This is a genomic window from Arthrobacter sp. ERGS1:01 (assembly GCF_001281315.1).
GTDB lineage: Bacteria > Actinomycetota > Actinomycetes > Actinomycetales > Micrococcaceae > Specibacter.
Window position 1 is genome coordinate 1,548,025 of record NZ_CP012479.1, and the last position, 16,370, is coordinate 1,564,394.

17 protein-coding genes are annotated in these 16,370 nt (G+C 68.7%); 7 read left to right on the forward strand and 10 right to left on the reverse strand.

Annotated features, from left to right (window positions below; genetic code table 11):
• The first annotated feature begins 62 nt into the window (after positions 1–62).
• Entirely contained in the window at positions 63–824 is a 762-nt protein-coding gene (locus AL755_RS10845) for a hypothetical protein (protein WP_054011019.1), read from the forward strand.
• A gap of 11 nt (positions 825–835) precedes the next feature.
• Here the strand turns inward: AL755_RS10845 and AL755_RS10850 are convergent, their stop codons facing one another.
• From AL755_RS10850 to AL755_RS10875, 6 genes are all read right to left on the reverse strand, one after another.
• A complete protein-coding gene (locus AL755_RS10850) occupies positions 836–1,480 on the reverse strand; it encodes a DUF1684 domain-containing protein (protein ID WP_054011020.1) in 645 nt (214 codons plus the stop codon).
• Positions 1,477–2,499, reverse strand: coding sequence for an isopenicillin N synthase family dioxygenase (locus AL755_RS10855; RefSeq protein ID WP_054011021.1), 1,023 nt, complete (start codon positions 2,497–2,499; stop codon positions 1,477–1,479). Before AL755_RS10855 ends, AL755_RS10850 begins: the two co-directional genes overlap by 4 nt.
• A gap of 87 nt (positions 2,500–2,586) precedes the next feature.
• Positions 2,587–3,660: an alkene reductase gene (locus AL755_RS10860; protein WP_054011022.1), complete on the reverse strand. Its 1,074-nt coding sequence runs from the start codon at positions 3,658–3,660 to the stop codon at positions 2,587–2,589.
• 56 nt (positions 3,661–3,716) lie between these two features.
• Positions 3,717–4,337 (reverse strand): nicotine blue oxidoreductase, encoded by a 621-nt coding sequence (gene nboR / locus AL755_RS10865; protein WP_054011023.1) that lies wholly within the window; start codon positions 4,335–4,337, stop codon positions 3,717–3,719.
• A 22-nt stretch (positions 4,338–4,359) separates the two neighbouring features.
• Positions 4,360–4,614 carry an anti-sigma factor family protein gene (locus tag AL755_RS10870; protein ID WP_202813559.1) on the reverse strand — a complete coding sequence of 85 codons (255 nt, stop codon included), beginning with the start codon at positions 4,612–4,614 and terminating at the stop codon, positions 4,360–4,362.
• Complete coding sequence (locus tag AL755_RS10875) at positions 4,611–5,222, reverse strand: RNA polymerase sigma factor (RefSeq protein ID WP_054011024.1); 612 nt, start codon at positions 5,220–5,222, stop codon at positions 4,611–4,613. The genes AL755_RS10870 and AL755_RS10875 overlap by 4 nt, the downstream gene beginning before the upstream one ends.
• Positions 5,223–5,378: 156 nt before the next feature.
• Between AL755_RS10875 and AL755_RS10880 the strand changes: the two genes are divergently transcribed.
• Positions 5,379–6,554 (forward strand): lactonase family protein, encoded by a 1,176-nt coding sequence (locus AL755_RS10880; RefSeq protein ID WP_054011025.1) that lies wholly within the window; start codon positions 5,379–5,381, stop codon positions 6,552–6,554.
• 51 nt (positions 6,555–6,605) lie between these two features.
• Here the strand turns inward: AL755_RS10880 and AL755_RS10885 are convergent, their stop codons facing one another.
• Both AL755_RS10885 and AL755_RS10890 read right to left on the reverse strand, forming a co-directional pair.
• Positions 6,606–8,006 carry a mycothione reductase gene (locus AL755_RS10885; protein WP_054011026.1) on the reverse strand — a complete coding sequence of 467 codons (1,401 nt, stop codon included), beginning with the start codon at positions 8,004–8,006 and terminating at the stop codon, positions 6,606–6,608.
• Positions 8,007–8,143: 137 nt separating this feature from the next.
• Positions 8,144–9,895 (reverse strand): HNH endonuclease signature motif containing protein, encoded by a 1,752-nt coding sequence (locus tag AL755_RS10890; protein WP_054011027.1) that lies wholly within the window; start codon positions 9,893–9,895, stop codon positions 8,144–8,146.
• Between the two features lie 169 nt (positions 9,896–10,064).
• Between AL755_RS10890 and AL755_RS10895 the strand changes: the two genes are divergently transcribed.
• Together AL755_RS10895 and AL755_RS10900 are read left to right on the forward strand one after the other, a co-directional pair.
• Positions 10,065–11,078, forward strand: a complete 1,014-nt coding sequence (locus tag AL755_RS10895) for an alpha/beta hydrolase (RefSeq protein ID WP_237762663.1) — start codon at positions 10,065–10,067, stop codon at positions 11,076–11,078.
• 184 nt (positions 11,079–11,262) lie between these two features.
• Positions 11,263–12,105, forward strand: a complete 843-nt coding sequence (locus AL755_RS10900) for an alpha/beta fold hydrolase (RefSeq protein ID WP_054013001.1) — start codon at positions 11,263–11,265, stop codon at positions 12,103–12,105.
• A 43-nt stretch (positions 12,106–12,148) separates the two neighbouring features.
• Here the strand turns inward: AL755_RS10900 and AL755_RS10905 are convergent, their stop codons facing one another.
• Both AL755_RS10905 and AL755_RS24030 read right to left on the reverse strand, forming a co-directional pair.
• Positions 12,149–12,880 carry a glycosyltransferase family A protein gene (locus tag AL755_RS10905; protein ID WP_082369140.1) on the reverse strand — a complete coding sequence of 244 codons (732 nt, stop codon included), beginning with the start codon at positions 12,878–12,880 and terminating at the stop codon, positions 12,149–12,151.
• Between the two features lie 10 nt (positions 12,881–12,890).
• The gene (locus AL755_RS24030; protein WP_054011029.1) at positions 12,891–13,148 is read right to left on the reverse strand and encodes a hypothetical protein; all 258 of its coding nucleotides are present in this window, start codon (positions 13,146–13,148) and stop codon (positions 12,891–12,893) included.
• A 145-nt stretch (positions 13,149–13,293) separates the two neighbouring features.
• Between AL755_RS24030 and AL755_RS10915 the strand changes: the two genes are divergently transcribed.
• The 3 genes from AL755_RS10915 to AL755_RS10925 are packed head-to-tail and all read left to right on the forward strand — an operon-like array spanning position 13,294 to position 16,367.
• Positions 13,294–14,511 carry a LolA family protein gene (locus AL755_RS10915; protein ID WP_237762664.1) on the forward strand — a complete coding sequence of 406 codons (1,218 nt, stop codon included), beginning with the start codon at positions 13,294–13,296 and terminating at the stop codon, positions 14,509–14,511.
• A gap of 7 nt (positions 14,512–14,518) precedes the next feature.
• Complete coding sequence (locus AL755_RS10920; protein WP_054011031.1) at positions 14,519–15,520, forward strand: ABC transporter ATP-binding protein; 1,002 nt, start codon at positions 14,519–14,521, stop codon at positions 15,518–15,520.
• Entirely contained in the window at positions 15,507–16,367 is an 861-nt protein-coding gene (locus AL755_RS10925; RefSeq protein WP_054011032.1) for an ABC transporter permease, read from the forward strand. Before AL755_RS10920 ends, AL755_RS10925 begins: the two co-directional genes overlap by 14 nt.
• The last annotated feature ends 3 nt before the right edge of the window (positions 16,368–16,370 follow it).

Here is a 16,370-nt window from a genome sequence, read left to right on the forward strand (position 1 = left end):
GGGGCTCGCAGGTGTCCTCGCCGCTGCCGGCAACTCCACCTTGGACGCCGGTCAATAAGGGAATGATTGACAGTGACCGGCGGCGCGCCTTGGATGAAAGGATGCGGACACATGCGCAGGACGAGAAGATTCGAATCCGGGCCGGTTGCATCATGGCAGGATTGGCTGTCCTCTCGCTGGCCATGAGCCTGACGTCCACCACAACAGGCACGGCAAGTGCGGTGTTCAAGATCTTCCTCGTGGTGTCTGCGCTCGTTTCACTTACCGTGGGGATCTACTTCGCCAGTCCGAAGAACCGAGGAATGATATTTGCCCCAAGTCGGTGGCGAAGGATCTTCAGTGGGGTCGTTTCTATCCTGGGCGTTTCCTACTTTGCTTACCTTCTGATCGTTGACCCACACCACCTTGCCAACGCGGCTCTGTGGCCGCTGCTCATTGCTAATTCACTTCCCACTCAATTTCGTTCGGACATCCAGATATTTCAGCTGGCGGACAAGTGGCGCACCGGCTTGTCTCGGGACCTGGTGTGGGACAGGTTGGCTGCCGTGTTCGACCAGCCCGGCCTCTCGACCAACATTGTGGATGAGCAATTCTGGATAGAGATGGGCCGGGACTGGCACGCCGGGCCCTGGCGACACGGTGACGCCGCCCGGTTCATGAAGATCCGGCCCGCAATTCGGCTGGACTTCAAGGAGGACGACGACGGTGCCGCCATTGAGGCTTACAGCCAGGGCCGGACCGTCATCGGCATGTACGACGTGGTACAGCTCGCCCAGGAAATGAGTGAAACGGCCCTGGGCCAAGCCAGGGAAGCGACTTCTTAGGAAGAGCGCCCCTAGTCCGCCAGATCTGCCAGGTACAGCTCGCCCACGGGGATCTCCAGTGCCAGCCGGTTGTCCGGTCCCGGCAGCGGGCAGGCCCAGGTCTCGTCGTAGGCGCAGGAGGGGTTGTAGGCAAAGTTGAAGTCCAGGATGAACGTCTCGCCGCTGCCGCCCAGGTAGGCGCCCTTGATGGTGTCCAGCAGGTACCTGCCGGCACCGTAGCTGCCGCCGGTGCGCCCGGAACCGGCATCGCGGAACGGGACAAAGATGCCGCCGCCGTAGCTTTGCAGCTTCCATGCGGCCAGCAGGCCAATGCCGGGGACGTCAAAACTGCCGATCCTCAGGAACGGGACGGTGCCGTCGGTGCCGGTTTGGACCAGCATTTCCTCCCCGGCGCCCGTGCCGTCCAGGGTGGCCTCATGGCGGAAGGCGGGATCGTAGGGTGACACGGACAAGCCGGTGAACCGGGTTTTCTTTGCCTCATTGAGCGCCGACGCCGGATGATGGGCGAACAGGGCGTCCCGGCCGCGCACCCACAGTGCATGGGCCGCGGCGGCGCCCTCGGTGTGGGCGGTGTTGCGGACATCGGCGTAAAGCCCGAACGTCTGGAGCCGCCAGTCCATGACGGCGGCCGCGGTTGCTCCCGCTGTGGTGCTCATGCGATCAGCTCCGGGTAGTGCAGGCGCGCGGTTTCCGGATGGGCGCGCACCCACCCCTTGAGCACGTTGGCCCCGTAGGAGGACAACATGGGGTTGTCCGGGTCCTGGCTGACCCCGGGCGCCTCCGCCGCCAGGGCGGCCGGCAGCGTCACGGGATCGATGACGGCGTCGAGCCGCGGCGACCAAAAGAACGGCACGGAGTAGCGGTCCACCCCGGGAGGGGGAGCCGTGACCCGGTGCACCGTGGCCATCAGGTAGCCGTTCGTGGCGACCTCGAGCATTTCGCCCAGGTTCACCACCAGCGCGCCGGGGATCGGGGCCACGGCAATCCAATCCTCCCGGCCGTGCGGCTGGACCTCCAGGCCACCCACGGCATCCTGGAGCAGCAGGGTCACAAAGCCGTAGTCGGCATGCGAGCCGACGCCCTGGGTGCCCGCCGCCGGGACCTGGCCGCCAACATAGTGCACCAGCTTGGCCATCCATGCGGGAGTGCCGGCGAACGGTTCGGCAAAATAGTCCTCGGGCAGGCCCAGCGCCACGCTGATCCCGGCCAGCAGCTCGGCCCCCACGCCCGACATCAAGTGCGCCCAGGCCTCCGCCGCGCGTTCCAGCTCCGGGTAGCCGTCGGGCCACTGGTTGTGGCCCTGGAGGTGCCGGTACAAGCGGTCCGCCGGAACGTCGTCCAGCGGCTCCCGATTCGGGCCAAAGTCGATCTGCTCCCGGGAATCGGCCCGGCCGCGGGTGATCTCCGTGCCGAGCCGGGTGTAGCCGCGGAACTGTGCGGAGCTGCGGTTGTCCAGTTCCAAGCGCTGCTCCAGCGGCAACTTGAAGAAGCCGGCAACCGTGTCCAGGAGTTCGGCGACCTGGCCGCTGGCCGAGCCGTAGTTGGTCACCTGGAAGAAGCCGACCTCGTGGGCGGCAATGCGCAGGGCGTCGATGAAGGTTGTGTTGAAACTGCCGTCCGGGTTACGGGCGGTGGACAGGTCCAACACGGGGATTGAGGTCCGTGGTGTGCTCATACCTCCAGCGTGCGCCCAACGCCGGCACAAAAGCGAGACAATGTTGCGCCATGTTTCGCCCGGTGCCGTTGTGCCGGCGTCGTGCTGTTAGTTGTCCCAGAACGGGTAGTCGGTGTATCCGGCCGCCCCGTCGGTGTAGAACGTTGCGGCGTCGGGTGCGTTCAGCGGCAGCCCGTCCCGCCAGCGGCGCACCAGGTCGGGGTTGGCCAGCGCAGGCCTGCCCACGACCACGGCGTCCGCCCAGCCGTTGCCGGCCACGTCCAGGGCGTCCTGGAGCGTGGTGACGGTGCCGAAGCCGGTATTCAGCAGCACGGGACCGGCAAAGCTGCTGCGCAGGTCCCGGACCAGGGTGCCGGCCGGTTCGTGGTGCAGGATGCTCAGCCCGGCCAGGCCCAGCGGGGCAAGGCCTTCGGCGAGCGCCAGGTACGTGGCCCTGGCATCGGCGGGGTCTGTTTCCAGCGCGCCCTGGACGTTGTGTTCGGGGGAGATGCGCAGCCAGGTCCGGCCGGCGCCGATGGCGTCCGCCACGGCCGCGGCCGTCTCGATGACGAAGCGGGCGCGGTTCTCCGGGCTGCCGCCGTAACCGTCGGTGCGCAGGTTGCTGGACGGCGCCAGGAATTCATGCAAAAGGTAACCGTTGGCGCCGTGGAGTTCGACGCCGTCGAAGCCGGCCTCGATGGCGCGGACTGAAGCGGTGACGAACTCCGCAACGATCCCCGGCAGTTCCTCGGTGCCCAGGGCATGGGGCACGGGGTAGGGCAGTTTGCCGTCATAGGTGCGGGTCACGCCGTCGATGGCGACCGCGCTGGGGGCCACCACCTGGTGCCCGCCGTTGGTCAGCGGGTGGGTGACCCGGCCGGAGTGCATGACCTGGGCGATGATCCGGCCGCCATCGGCGTGGACGGCGTCGGTGACGCGGCGCCAGCCGGCGATCTGGGCGTCCGTGACCAGGCCGGGCTGTCGTACGAACGCCTGCCCGGCAAAGCTCGGGTAGACGCCCTCGGAGACAAGGAGACCCATCGACGCCCGCTGCCGGTAGTACTCGACGACGATGTCGCCGGGGACGCCGTCTTCGCCGGAACGGGAACGGGTCAGGGGCGCCATGACGAGCCGGTTGGGCAGCTGCAGTTCGCCAAGGGTGACGGGGGAAAACAAGTTCAAGACGGCTCCTGGTGTGTAGGCGGGTTCGCCTGTCACAACGCGCCGTTCCCCCTGGGTTATTCCGGCCGGTCGAGTAGGTGCAGATCGGCGGGGGTGTCCACGTCGGCGCCGTCGGAAAGATCGGAACAGTCCACCACGTCCACGAGCTCCGGGTGGTTGCGCAGGAAGGGGCCGGCGCCCTTGTCCCCGCGGGCCGTTGCGGCCGCCGCACGGGCAAGCCCGGCATCGAAGAGGACCGGATGCCCGCGATCCAGCGGGGCGCCGGCCGCGGGACGGAAGCCGGCTGCCGTAATCCTGCCCGGCCGGTGCGCCGCGAGCAGCCGGGCGACCACCTCTGCCGAGAGCCCGGGCTGGTCGACGAGGGCCACCAGGACGTCCGCTTCCGCGGGGCAGGCGGCCACGCCAAGGGCGAAAGAGCCGCCCAGGCCGCTCGCCCAATCCGGATTCACCACGGTGCGGGACCCTGACGGGAGCCCGGCGTCCGCCACGTCCGCCGCCCCAGCACCCAGGACAGCCACCACCTCGTCACAGCCGCCCAGCAAAAGCTCCCCGGCCACGTGGTTTGCCAGGGTGGTGCCGCGGTACGGCAACAGGGCCTTGGGGCCTCGGCCCAGCCGGGTCCCGGCGCCCGCCGCCAGCAGCACCGCCGTCGTTCTCTGTGTTGAAGCGCTCGTCATGAGGCCACTGTAGGGGACGCCGTCATGGACGCGGCGGTCGGAGGTCCCGAAACGCCGCCATCAAGCCGGTACGGGTTGCCTCGGACAGCTGGTCCTCGCGCACCGCGCCCAGCAGGCCGATGGTTTGCCGCATCTGCTCCAGGTACGTTGCGCAGCCGGGGCACTGGGCGAGGTGCTCCTCGACGAGGGTGGCGGTGGACGGATCGAGTGCGCCGTCGAGGTAGTCGGAGACAAGCTCCACCACCTGTTGGCAGCTCAGGGTTGGCGGCGGTGTCATCGACGCACCTCCCCACGGTTGTAGTAATCCTCCAGCAGCCCGCGCAGGCGGGCCCGGCCGCGATGGAGCAGGACGCGCTGGTTGCCCGCGCTGATTCCGAGGATCTCACATACCTGGCCCACGTCAAGGCCGTCGACGTCGCGCAGGGTCACCACGGTGCGTTGGCGCTCGGGCAACTCCCGCAGGTACGACGTCACCAGGGCAAGGGCCTCCCCGTCGAGGGCGAGCTGCTCCGGGCTCCAGGGAACCGGCGCGCCGGCCTCGGTCCAGCCCCCGCACCACGGATCTGCCGGGCCCCGGAACCGGGCCGGATCGACGGTGCCGTCGCCGTCGTCGTCAATCTGGGACCAGGCCAGCTCCCTGGCGTCCGCCACGCCGCGCCGGCGCCCCACATTGCGGGTGATCGCCAGGACCCAGGTGCGCAGCGAGGAGCGCCCCTGGAAACCGTCCAGGCCGCGGCACACGCCCAGCCAGGCTTCCTGGACCACGTCCTCGGCGGAGGCCCTGGTGGAAACGAAACCGCGGGCCACATGGAGCATCAGGGGCGAGTAGGCCGAGACCACCTCGGCGAATGCGCCCTGGTCCCCGGCCAACAGGCGGCCCACCATGAGCAGGTCAGTCTCCGGGCACGCGCTCGCGGACGGCCCCAGCCCGGATGGTACCAACCCGGAGGGCTCTAGCGAGGGCACGGAGCATGGGTGGTGTAACGAATCGGTGCGGGGGCGCACTGATCCTGCAGTGAAACCATAATCTGAGGAGATCACATGTTCACGCACCGCACAACCATGAAAACGTTCCTTGGCGTTGCCGCCGCCGCGGCGCTCACCCTTGGCACCGGCGTTCTGCTGGCCGGTCCGGCGACGGCGGCAGCATTGCCACAGTCCGGGTCCTGGCCGGCCGGGGAGGTGTTTGTCCAGAACAACGGCGCCGGCGGCAACTCGGTGACCGTTTTTGATCGCTCCGCCGACGGCACCCTGTCCCGGGCCGGCACGTACTGGACGGGAGGCCTCGGCGGCGCCGAGGCGGGCTCCGTGGTGGACCCCCTGGCCTCGCAGGGCTCGCTCAGCTATGACCCCGCGGCCCATGAATTGTTTGCCGTGAATGCCGGCAGCAACACGTTCAGCGTGTTCGGTGTGCAGGGTGACCGGCTGCAATTGCGGCAGGTGCTCCCCTCGCACGGGAGCTTCCCGACGTCCGTCTCGGTCTCCGGGAAGCTGGTGTACGTCCTCAATGCCGGCGGCCAGGGCTCGATCTCGGGCTACCGGGAGTTTGGCGGCTATCTTGCCCCCTTGCCCGGTTCCACCCGCTCCCTGGGCCTTTCCAATGCTGACGTGCCCGCGTTCCTGCAGGCCCCGGCCCAGGTGGCGATCACCCCTGACCGGGCGCACGTTGTGGTGACCACGAAGGCCAACAACACGATCGACGTCTTTGGCCTGGGACGCTTTGGCGAACCGTCTGCGGCCCCCGTGGTCAACCCGTCGGTCGGCGCCGTTCCCTTTGCCATGACGTTCGCGGACGGGCGGCTCCAGGTGGCCAATGCGAGCGGCAGCGTCACCTCCTACCGGGTGCGGGACAACGGGAGCCTCGCCGTGGTCTCCGGCCCGGTCGCCAACGGCCAGGCTGCCACGTGCTGGTCGACGACGGCGCGCGGCTATCTGTACGCGGCCAACGCGGGCAGTGCCACGATCACCGGCTACCGGGTGGGTGCCGGCGGCGCACTGACCCTGCTGCAGCCGACGGGAGTCTCCGCCACGACGGGGGCAGGCCCCGTTGACCTCGCTGCCACCCCCGGCGGCCGGTACGTGTACGAGCTCGCCGCCGGGGCAGGAGCGATCGATGAGTTTGCCGTGGCCTGGAACGGTGCGCTGACCCCGATCGGCGCCGTGACGGGACTGCCGGCAAACAACGGCTCCGGCATGGAAGGGATTGCCGTGTCCTGACGGCGCCTTCGCGTCCAGGTCCTGTGCGGGCGGTTGCTATTGGTGTTTCCGTTATTGGTGTTTCAGGGGGAGGCCCAGCAGCGCGTTCTCAACGAGTTCGCTCAGGGCCGGGTGGATCCAGTATTGGCCGTGGGCCACGTCATGGGCCTTTTGGCCAAAGGACATGGCGTGGATCAGTGGCTGGATCACGGTGGCCGCCTCCGGGCCGATCACGTGGGCGCCCAGCAGCAACCCGGTTGCGGGATCGGCGAGGACCTTCAGGAAGTGGCCTTGGTCCTCGCGGGCCCAGCCGGCGGCAATGTCGGCATACTTTTGGACCTTGACGGCGTAGTTGATGCCGGCATCGGCGGCGGCCTCCTCGGTCAGCCCCACGGAGGCGATCTGCGGGTCGCTGAAGACGGCGGCGGGGACGAAGCGGTGGTCGGCGGCCATCATGTTGTGCGGGTTCGCCAGGTTGTGCGCCACCACCCGGGCCTCGTGGTTGGCCACATGTTTGAGCTGGTGTTCGCTGGAGATGTCTCCCAGGGCGAAGATGCCCTCCGCCGTGGTGCGTTGGTAGTCGTCCACCACCACGCGCCCGGCGTCGTCCACCTCCACGCCGGTGGCGGAGACCTCCAGTTCGTCGGCATTGGGGATCCTCCCCGTGGCCACCAGCAGGAGGTCGGCCGTCACGCTGGCGGGGCCGTCGGGGCCTTGGAGCTCGAGGATGACGCCGGGCCCTGCGGCGGCGGCCCGGGTCACGGTGGTGCCGAGCCGGACGTCGTAGCGGGCCGAGGCGTCCTTGGTGAATTGCGCGCTGACGTCGGCGTCCAGGTGGCGTAGGAGGGCCGGTCCGCGCACGATCTGTGTCACGGCAACCCCGAACGAGGCGAAGACATGGGCGAATTCTGCCGCGATGAAGCCGCCGCCCAGGATGGCGACGCTGGCCGGGAGGGTGTCGATGCGCATGATGGTGTCCGAGGTGTGGAATGGTGTCCCGCCGTCGCCCAGTCCGTCGATGTCGGGGATCACGGCCCGGGAGCCGGCCGCCAGGACAAAGCGGGTCCCGGTGATGACGCGGGTGGCGCCGTCGTGCCCGGCGATCGTGAGGGTCTTGTGCGCCGTGAAGCGTCCGTGGCCGGCGAATACCGTGACGTTGGGGCACTCGGGGCCTTCCCGGTAGGCCCGGCCGCCGGCTTCGATGGCGTCAATCCTGCCAAAGATCCGGTCCCGGATCCCCGGCCAGTCGACGGCGTCCAAGTGGGAGGTGATGCCCAGAGGCCGTCCGTGCCGGGGCGCGTCGGCCAGTTCCGCAGGGTGGACGAACATTTTGGTCGGTATGCAGCCCACGTTCAGGCACGTGCCGCCAAACAGATTGTCCTCAACGATGGCAATGTTCAGGTGTTCCAGTTCGGGGCCGGGGATGGAATTGCCCGAGCCGGTGCCGATGATGACGAGGTCAAAATGTTGCATGGTTGGGGTGGCCCTTCGGGGTTGGCGGATGGTCCGGGATTGCGCTGCGTCCACCTTCACACCTTAGGACCGTCGCGGCCGGGCGCAAAGGATGCAAGGGTCGGCGCGGCGCAGGGGTGGGCGGGGGCTGCCCGAACCTAGAACGGGGCGGCGTCGTCGTCGCGGACGTGGCGGTAGACGCGCCCGGTGGGGGTGGTGGTCCTGGTGACGCCGGGGCCTTCCGGTTCCACGCGCCAACCTGTGGAGGGATCGTCCTTGAGCTGGTGGCAGTACAGGGATCGGGGCAGCAGGTTGGCAACGCTGGTTTCTCCCCTGGGCAGGGGCCAGCCGTCGGGGGAGTAGCTGGTGAGGTGGAATGGCACGATATGGTCGAGCTCGCATCGGGAGGCCGGGACGTCGCAGCCAATTCCCGTGCAGGCCGGTTCACGAAGCCTGACCAATCGGGCCATATCCGGTGGCGGGCGGTAACGGCTGCGCCCCACGCTGAGTCGGGTGCGTTTTTCCGGGTGGGTGAGGATCCTGATCCAGCCGGGAGAACCGGCGGCGAGCTCCCGGGCCTGGTCCGGCGGGATGGGGCCGTAGCCTTCCAGCATGCCCGGCTCCTCCGAGCGGCCCAGGAGCGTGAACGCCGGGACCTCCACGTTGATGGTGGCTACCACCCAGGACTTGGCTGCGGGCCGATGCTCCGCTCCGCAGTTCGGATTGCCGCAGGCATCTTGTCCGGTCGGGTTCTGCAATGCCAGCTGGAGGAGATCCAGGAGGGCATCCGCCATGTAGTTGTTCAGGCTCCTGGACGGGCGCCCAGTGGGTGTATTGCCTTGGCTTGGCAGACCTTCCCGCCGGGCGTTGCGGGCCCACAACCCTAGGGTCTCGAAGAGCGCCTTGGCCTGCACCGCGGGAAGGATGGCGCCAAGCTGGGCCATTCCGTCGTCGAGCGGGGTAAACCAGACCCGGCGTTCGCGGCGGGCGCGCTCGTGCCGTGCGGAGTGGGAGTCGGGATGGTGTGCCTGCGCCAGCTTGCGGATCCTGCGGGTCAGCGCTGCCGGGTTCATGCGGGACGCGCCGGGGAGGAACATCGGCTCCAGGGTGTGGCTGAGCTCCGCCGGGAAGCCGATGACTCCCCGCAGGATCGCCTCGATCCGCATGGTGTCCAGCAAACCGTCCCGGTACAGCGCACAGCTCTCGGGCAGGTCATTGACCAGGATCCCGGCCTCGGTCATCCGGTGCAGGGAGGCGCCTTCACCCATCGCGTAGACCGCCATGATCTCTGCGGCTGCCCACTTCGAAAGGTACTCAGAGTCCGTGGCGCCCTCGCTGGCCAGCGGTGGGTGACGTTCGGCAAACTCGGTCAGGGCGACGCCTTCCACAGCCCGGGCAAAGGCGGCCAGCCGGTTTGCCGCGTGCAGGTAGTCGAGGAGGTCGTTGTCGCAGAGTCCTGCCGGGTCCAAGCCGGCGAGCGCGTCCACACCTGCGGAGGGTGACCACTGGACGCCGATTGGGTTGTTGTCCCGGGGTGCTTCCGGCAGGGCGGGCACGGAGGCGCGCAGTGTTTGGATCCTTGAGGTACGCAGCGCCACGGCGGATGGCACAGATGCCCCGGTGTCAAAGATTCCGGCGGGAACGGCCTCCACACACGCAGTGGTATCGGCGCTCGCCGTCAAGTATGCCCACTCTGCGGCGGTAAGTTCCCGGGATGACACCGCGGTGGCGCCGGCCAGATCCGCGTCACCGGGGTCCAGGGCAATCAGCCTGGCCAGGTCAGCGTCGCTGAGTTCGGTCAGGGTGCTGCCGGGATCGCGGTCCCGGCTGTGGCCGGGAGCGTCCTCCACAAGTGGCGGTCCGAAAAGGGTGGAGTCCCTCGTGGCTTCGGGCCGGTCCAACGCACCCATACGTCAATTTTGGTCCGCAAGGGCCCCACTGGAAACAGTTTTTCGAAGATATGTTCGAATTTCTTAAGTGGCGGCAAATCGGGCATTTAGCGCAGGCCCGTGGTCATACCGCCGTGCCCGCAGTCAGCGTTCTCAGGCGTGTCCCAGTGCATCGGCGTAGTCTGGCGGCATGGAGGGGCCGGGACCGGTGGCGCCCCGGGGCATGTTTGCCGTGGGCCGCCGCGTCAGGGGAGTCTTGAGCCGCGTGCCGGTCTGGGCGTGGCGGTTGCTCATGCACGCCGTCAGCCGCGGGGAGCTCCGGCGCTTCAACGCAGAACCCTTCACGGACGTCCGGTACTGGCATGACCTTGACTTCGTGGGCGACAGGATCCGCTGGCACCGGTTGGACGTCATGGCCCCTGCCAACCACAACGGGGATGCACAACCCCTCCCCGTGTACGTGTACTTTCACGGCGGCGGCTGGACCTCGGGGGACAAGGCGTCCCTGACCAAGTACTGCGCCGGCCAGGCTGCCGGCGGCGCCGTGGTGGTCAACGTCAACTACCGCATGGCGCCGCACTTCCACCTGGGCCACGTGTTGGAGGACGCCAACGCGGCATTGCGGTGGGTGGTGGCACACATTGGCGAGTACGGCGGAGATAAGGGGCGCATCGTGCTGGGCGGGGATTCCGCGGGCGGACAGATCTCCGCACTCATGACGGCCGCCACGTTCCGCCCGGAACTGGCCCGGCACTACGCCCTGGAGCCCGCGCTGCGGCTCGGCCAGCTGCGCGGCCTGGTGCAGCATTGCAGCATCGTGGACTTCTCCGTGTTCTTCGACAGGGGGTTCGTCATGAGCCTGAACTTCGTCCGCATGTTGCTGCCCCACGGAGGGGAGGCCACAGGAACCGGACGGGAACGCCGGCACAGGCTCCGCGAGGCCGCCCACTTCATGTCGCCGATCGAATGGCTCGATTCACGGTGCCCGCCGGTTTTCATCACCACCTCCGAACGCGACTTCTTCTACGCCTCCAACATGAACCTGATCAAGCGCCTGGCGGGACACGGCGTCCCGGTCGACTCCTTGGTGTACGGCTGGGGCAGTGCAAACACCGAACACACCTGGCAGCAAAACTTTCGATACCCGGAATCCCAGGAAGTGTACCGGCGCCTACAATCCTTTATAACGAAGGTGACGGTCTAGCTCCTGGCGCCCGTCCCGCTGTTGGTGCGGAGGTGCGACTGTGCGGTTCAGGGTTGACCGGGGGAACGACGACGGCGGGACCCGGCCGGGTGCGGCGGAAAACCCGGCTGTCGTCCCCGGCTCGGAAACAACCCGCGACAAGGCGCCGGACGCCGCGGAACAGGCGGACACAGAACTCCCCGATATTGACTGGGCCGTACTGCCCGAAGGAATCCACCGCTCAACGTTCGCAGCACCCAGCGGGCCGTTGGCCGTGATCAGCAGCGGCGATCCGGCGGCCACACCCGTGGTCTTGGCGCCGGGAGCCACCGGCTCCAAGGAGGACTTCGTGCTGATGATGCCAATCCTGGCGGCGGCCGGATACTTCACCCGCAGCTATGACCTGGCCGGCCAATACGAATCGGCCGGAGCCGGCCCGGAAAACCTCGACCCGCCCCGGCCTCACTACGACTACGAACTGTTCGTGCAGGACCTCCTGGCCGTACTGCAGGACCTGGGCCGGCCCGCCCATGTAGTGGGGTACTCCTTTGCCGGCACGGTGGCCGGGCTGGCACTGGCACGCGAACAGGAACTGTTTGCCAGCCTCACCCTGCTCAGCTGCCCGCCACTGGCCGGGCAAAGCTTCAGGGGCGTCAGTAGGATCGGCCCATTCACGGACCTTGCCAACGGACGCATAGGCGCCGCACTCATGATCTGGGGCATCCGACGCAACTTCATCCCCGTCCCGCCCGGGAGGCTCCGCTTCGTCAAGGAACGCTTCGCGCTGACCCGGCGCCAATCAGTGCGCGACATCGTGGGGCTGATGAAACGCAACCCCGAACTCGCCACGGCGCTCGCAGGCATACCCGTGCCCAAGCTCGTGGCCGTAGGGGAACATGACCTCTGGCCCACCAAGATGCATGCCGAATTTGCCGACACCCTCGGCGCCCGGCTTGCCGTCTACCGATCCGGCCACAGCCCATGCGAAACCTCCCCGCACCAGTTGTCCCGGGATCTGCTGGCACTGTTCGCCGAGTCGCACTCCTGAAACCCCACCCGATCAAGGAACGGAAGCCATGAAACCGCCCTGACTAGAGAACCTCTTGGCGGCGCGCTCGCCGTCGTCGCAGCGGGCCCTCCTCGCGAAACTCCGCGGTAAACGTCTCCCCTGACATCGCCAGGCGCCGGCCCAGGGAGCCCCAGGAGTGGAACGGGCGGGCCGAGACCGGCATGCGCAGGCCGGCGTCGTACATGACCGTCATGTCCGGGCGCACCCGGTAGGAGACGTCAAGGTCGTCGTGGATGCCCGGCGCATCACGGATCACGCCTGGCCCGAGCCTGGCCCAGACCTCGGCCGTCATCGCATAGTTGGAGCCAAAGACCGGGGGATGGCCCAGCAGGAAGCCGACTACGTGGAAGTACCCGCCCAGATAGAGGGTGCGGCCCAGCCAACAGACCAGCTGGGGACCGTCGTAAAAGTCGCCGGGGCCCGTCACCAGCGTCAGCGGTCCGGCCGCGGCCAAATCCGATTCCACCCGGGCAAGCCAGCCTGGTGCGGGCCGCGAATCGGCATCGATCCGGGCCACAATGTCCGTGCCGGCCGCATCGAATCCCGCGGCCGAGGCGCCTGCCACACCCGGGACGGGCCAGTGGATGCGCCGTACGCCGGCCGCCTCGCACAGCTGCGCAGTATTGTCGGTGCTGCCGTTGTCCACCACGATGATCTGGTCGGCAGGGCGGGACTGGGCGGCCAGGTGGGCCAGGCAGGCGGCCAGCATCGGCGCATCATTGCGGGACGGAATGACGACGGCGATGCTGGTCACGGGTGCGGGCCTACTGCCGCTGTGGATCGGCCGGTTCGGGACGCGCCCGGAAGCCGAAGACGGACCTGTTCCGGCCACTGTCGGCCGCGTCCCAGGGGCCGCGGGTCGCCAGCGCCAGCAGCAGGAGGCCGGCTGCAATGCCCAGCCAGAAGCCGGATCCGCCGCCCGCAACGAGCCTGCCAATCGAGAATAAGGTGGCCATGGTGCCCGCGACATAGATGCAGCGCGTCAGCAGCCAGGAAGACCATGAAAGTCGTTTGTTCCCCATGCGGCCCACCCTACCGCAGGGGATTTCGGGCCGTGCCGGCCGAATGAGAAAGTCGGTGAATTCACAGGCTCGCGGGGCCCCGGCGGGCGTAATCTGGGACTATGCGTATTCCCGACAGGGACATCATGCCCCGGGACAAAGTGTCATGACCGCCCGTTGGTTGCGGTGGATGCCGGCGGCAGCAGTGCCGGTGGTGATTGCCGCCGTCGTGCTGGCAGCGCCGCTGCAGGCCGCGGCCCCCGTGAAACTGCCCGCCAAGACGGCGGAGCAGCTGGTGGCCCTTGTGGCAGGCAACGACGTCAACGCACTCTCGGGCACCTTGGAGCAAACCGTCGCCTTGGGGCTGCCCCAACTGCCCGACGTGGGTTCGGGGAAATCCCAGGCGCCGTCGTCGAGCGGTGGCACGGGCACCAGCATCACCGACCTGGTGGGACTGCTGACCGCGCCCCACACCGCCCGCATCTACCTTGACGGCTCCGCCAACGAGCGGGTGCAAATCCTGGACACGCTGGCCGAACGCGACGTGGTGCGGCACGGCAACACGGTGTGGACCTACGATTCCGCCACGAATTCCGCCACCATGCTGACCCTGGCGGCGGGCGAGGTCCCCTACGCAACGGCCCCGCATATGGTCCACCCGGGCGCGGCCGGCACTGACACCACCCCCAAGGCCACGCCCGTCCCGTCGGCGGGCGCCAACCCGCTGACCCCGGCCCAGCTGACCCCGGCGCAACTCGCGGCGAAATTCCTGGCCAACCTTGACCCCAGCACCGAGGTCAGCGTCGGCCCCAACACCCGGGTGGCCGGCCGGAGCGCCTACGACCTGGTCTTGGCGCCGCGCACCACGGCAACCCTCGTGGGCAAGGTCTCCATCGCCGTCGACGCCGCCACCGGCCTGCCGCTGAAGGTGACCGTGCAGGCCAGGGGCAGCGACGCCGCGGCGTTCCAGGTGGCCTTCAGCCAGATCACCTTGGCAGCCCCGCCGGCGTCGACCTTCAACTTCAGTCCGCCCGCCGGCGCCGTCATCACCCGGCAGACGCTGCCGGCCACGGGGCCCGTGGCGAAGGGTGAAATGAAGAAGCTGCCGGGCATCCTGCCCGCGCCCGGAACCACCCCGGCGGCACCGGCGCCGCCCAAGCTGACCACCACCGGAACGGGCTGGTCCGCCATCGTTGAGGCACCCGCCGGCACGGTCCCGTCCAATCTGGCGACTTCACCGCAGCTTGCCGAGCTGCTGCAAAGCGTCCCGGGCGGACACGCGTTGGAAACCACGCTGTTCACGGCACTGATCACTCCCGACGGGCGGCTGTACGCAGGCGCCGTGCCCCTGGCGGCACTGCAAGCCGCCGCGGCCGGCAAGTGACGCGCCGGTGAGCGTCGGGCAGGGGGCGCCCGATACACCCGCCATTGAAACCCGCAGCCTGACGAAGGCCTTTGGTTCCCAAACCGCCGTCGACGGCCTCGACTTGTTGGTTCCCGCGGGCGCGGTCTTTGGCTTCCTGGGACCCAACGGCTCCGGCAAGACCACCACCATCCGCATGGTCCTTGGCCTGGCCGCGGCCACGAGCGGCACCGCCCGGGTCCTGGGCCGTGCCATGCCAAGTGAGCTCGACGCCGTGCTGCCGCGGGTGGGTGCGCTGGTGGAGGGCCCGGCGTTCTACCCGTTCCTCTCCGGCCGGGCCAACCTGATTCGCCTGGACACGGCGGACCCGCATGCCGCCACCGCCACCCGAAAGGCCCGGGTCGAGGCGGCCCTAGAGCGCGTGGGATTGGCGGCGGCGGCCGGCAAGAAGGTCAAGGCATACTCGCTGGGCATGAAGCAGCGGCTGGGCCTGGCCAATGCGCTGCTGCGCCCGCGCGAGCTCATGGTCCTGGATGAACCCACCAACGGCCTGGACCCGCAGGGCACCCGCGAGGTCCGCTCCCTCGTCCGGTCGCTGGCCGCCGGCGGCACCACCGTGTTCGTCTCCAGCCACCTCCTGGCCGAGGTGGAGCAGATCTGCACGCACGCCGCCATCATGCGGGCCGGCAAACTGGTGGCCCAGGGGACTCTTGACGAGTTGCGGGCCGCGGGCACGGCGCGGATCACGGTCCTCACGCCCGACGACGGGGCCGCCCGCAGCGTCCTGCTGCGGCTGGGCCTGGAGCCCGAGCATGTCCACGCGTCCGGGGACGCGCCGACACGTGGAGCGCAGAATCCGGCGGGGGCCGTGGTGCGGGCGGCCATGCCCACCGTGGCACTGCCGGGCGAGGACATCGTGGACGCCCTGGTCGAGGCGGGCGTCCGGGTGCGCGGCTTCAGCGTCGACGCCGGCAGCCTGGAAGAGCGGTTCGTGGCGCTGACGGGGGAGGGCTTCGATGTCGCCCAATGAGAATGAAGCAGGTGGGATCGCAGTAGCCCGGCGTTCCACCTGGCCGCTGCTCCGCTCCGAACTGTCCGTGCTGTTCCGCCGCCGGCGCACGTGGGCCATGCTGGCCGCCCTTGCCGCCATCCCCATCCTCGTTGCCGTGGCCGTCCGGCTGACCAGCCGCCACAACGACGGCGGCGGCCCGGCGTTCCTGGACCGGATCAGCGAGAACGGGCTCTTCGTGGTGCTGACGGCCCTCGTGCTGTGCACGCCCCTGTTCCTTCCCCTGACCGTCGGGGTGGTCGCGGGGGACACCATCGCGGGGGAGGCGGGGCAGGGTACGCTGCGATACCTGCTGGTGGCGCCGGCCGGCCGCTTCCGTCTGCTGGTGGTGAAGTATGTGGGTGCGGCCGCCTTCGCCGTGGCCGCCGTGGCCGCCGTCGTCCTGGCGGGTACGGTCATCGGGCTGCTGCTGTTTCCCGTGGGCCCCGTGCCGCTGCTCTCCGGGGACACGGTCAGCGCGTGGGTGGCGGAAGGGCGGATCCTGCTGGTGGGCGCCTACGTCTGCGTCTCGCTGCTGGGGTTGAGCGCCATCGGCTTGTTCATCTCCACGCTGACGGACGTCCCCGTGGGGGCCATGGCGGCCACGGTGGCGCTGGCGATTGCCGCCCAGGTCATGGACGCGCTGCCGCAGCTGGCCTGGCTGCACCCCTGGCTGTTCAGCAACTACTGGCTGGGGTTTGCCGACCTCCTGCGCGAACCCATTGCGTGGACGTCGTTCGGCAACAACGGGGTCCTGCAGCTTGGCTATATTGCCCTGTTCGGGGCGCTGGCCTACGGGCGGTTTGCCACGAAGGATGTACTGTCCTAAGGG

Coding starts and splice junctions, on each gene's coding strand:
- AL755_RS10845 (WP_054011019.1), top strand. CDS start 63: ATGATTGACAGTGACCGGCGGCGCGCCTTGGATGAAAGGATGCGGACA.
- AL755_RS10850 (WP_054011020.1), bottom strand. CDS start 1,480: ATGAGCACCACAGCGGGAGCAACCGCGGCCGCCGTCATGGACTGGCGG.
- AL755_RS10855 (WP_054011021.1), bottom strand. CDS start 2,499: ATGAGCACACCACGGACCTCAATCCCCGTGTTGGACCTGTCCACCGCC.
- nboR (WP_054011023.1), bottom strand. CDS start 4,337: ATGACGAGCGCTTCAACACAGAGAACGACGGCGGTGCTGCTGGCGGCG.
- AL755_RS10870 (WP_202813559.1), bottom strand. CDS start 4,614: ATGACACCGCCGCCAACCCTGAGCTGCCAACAGGTGGTGGAGCTTGTC.
- AL755_RS10875 (WP_054011024.1), bottom strand. CDS start 5,222: ATGGTGGGCCGCCTGTTGGCCGGGGACCAGGGCGCATTCGCCGAGGTG.
- AL755_RS10880 (WP_054011025.1), top strand. CDS start 5,379: ATGTTCACGCACCGCACAACCATGAAAACGTTCCTTGGCGTTGCCGCC.
- AL755_RS10885 (WP_054011026.1), bottom strand. CDS start 8,006: ATGCAACATTTTGACCTCGTCATCATCGGCACCGGCTCGGGCAATTCC.
- AL755_RS10890 (WP_054011027.1), bottom strand. CDS start 9,895: ATGGGTGCGTTGGACCGGCCCGAAGCCACGAGGGACTCCACCCTTTTC.
- AL755_RS10895 (WP_237762663.1), top strand. CDS start 10,065: ATGGAGGGGCCGGGACCGGTGGCGCCCCGGGGCATGTTTGCCGTGGGC.
- AL755_RS24030 (WP_054011029.1), bottom strand. CDS start 13,148: ATGGGGAACAAACGACTTTCATGGTCTTCCTGGCTGCTGACGCGCTGC.
- AL755_RS10915 (WP_237762664.1), top strand. CDS start 13,294: ATGACCGCCCGTTGGTTGCGGTGGATGCCGGCGGCAGCAGTGCCGGTG.
- AL755_RS10925 (WP_054011032.1), top strand. CDS start 15,507: ATGTCGCCCAATGAGAATGAAGCAGGTGGGATCGCAGTAGCCCGGCGT.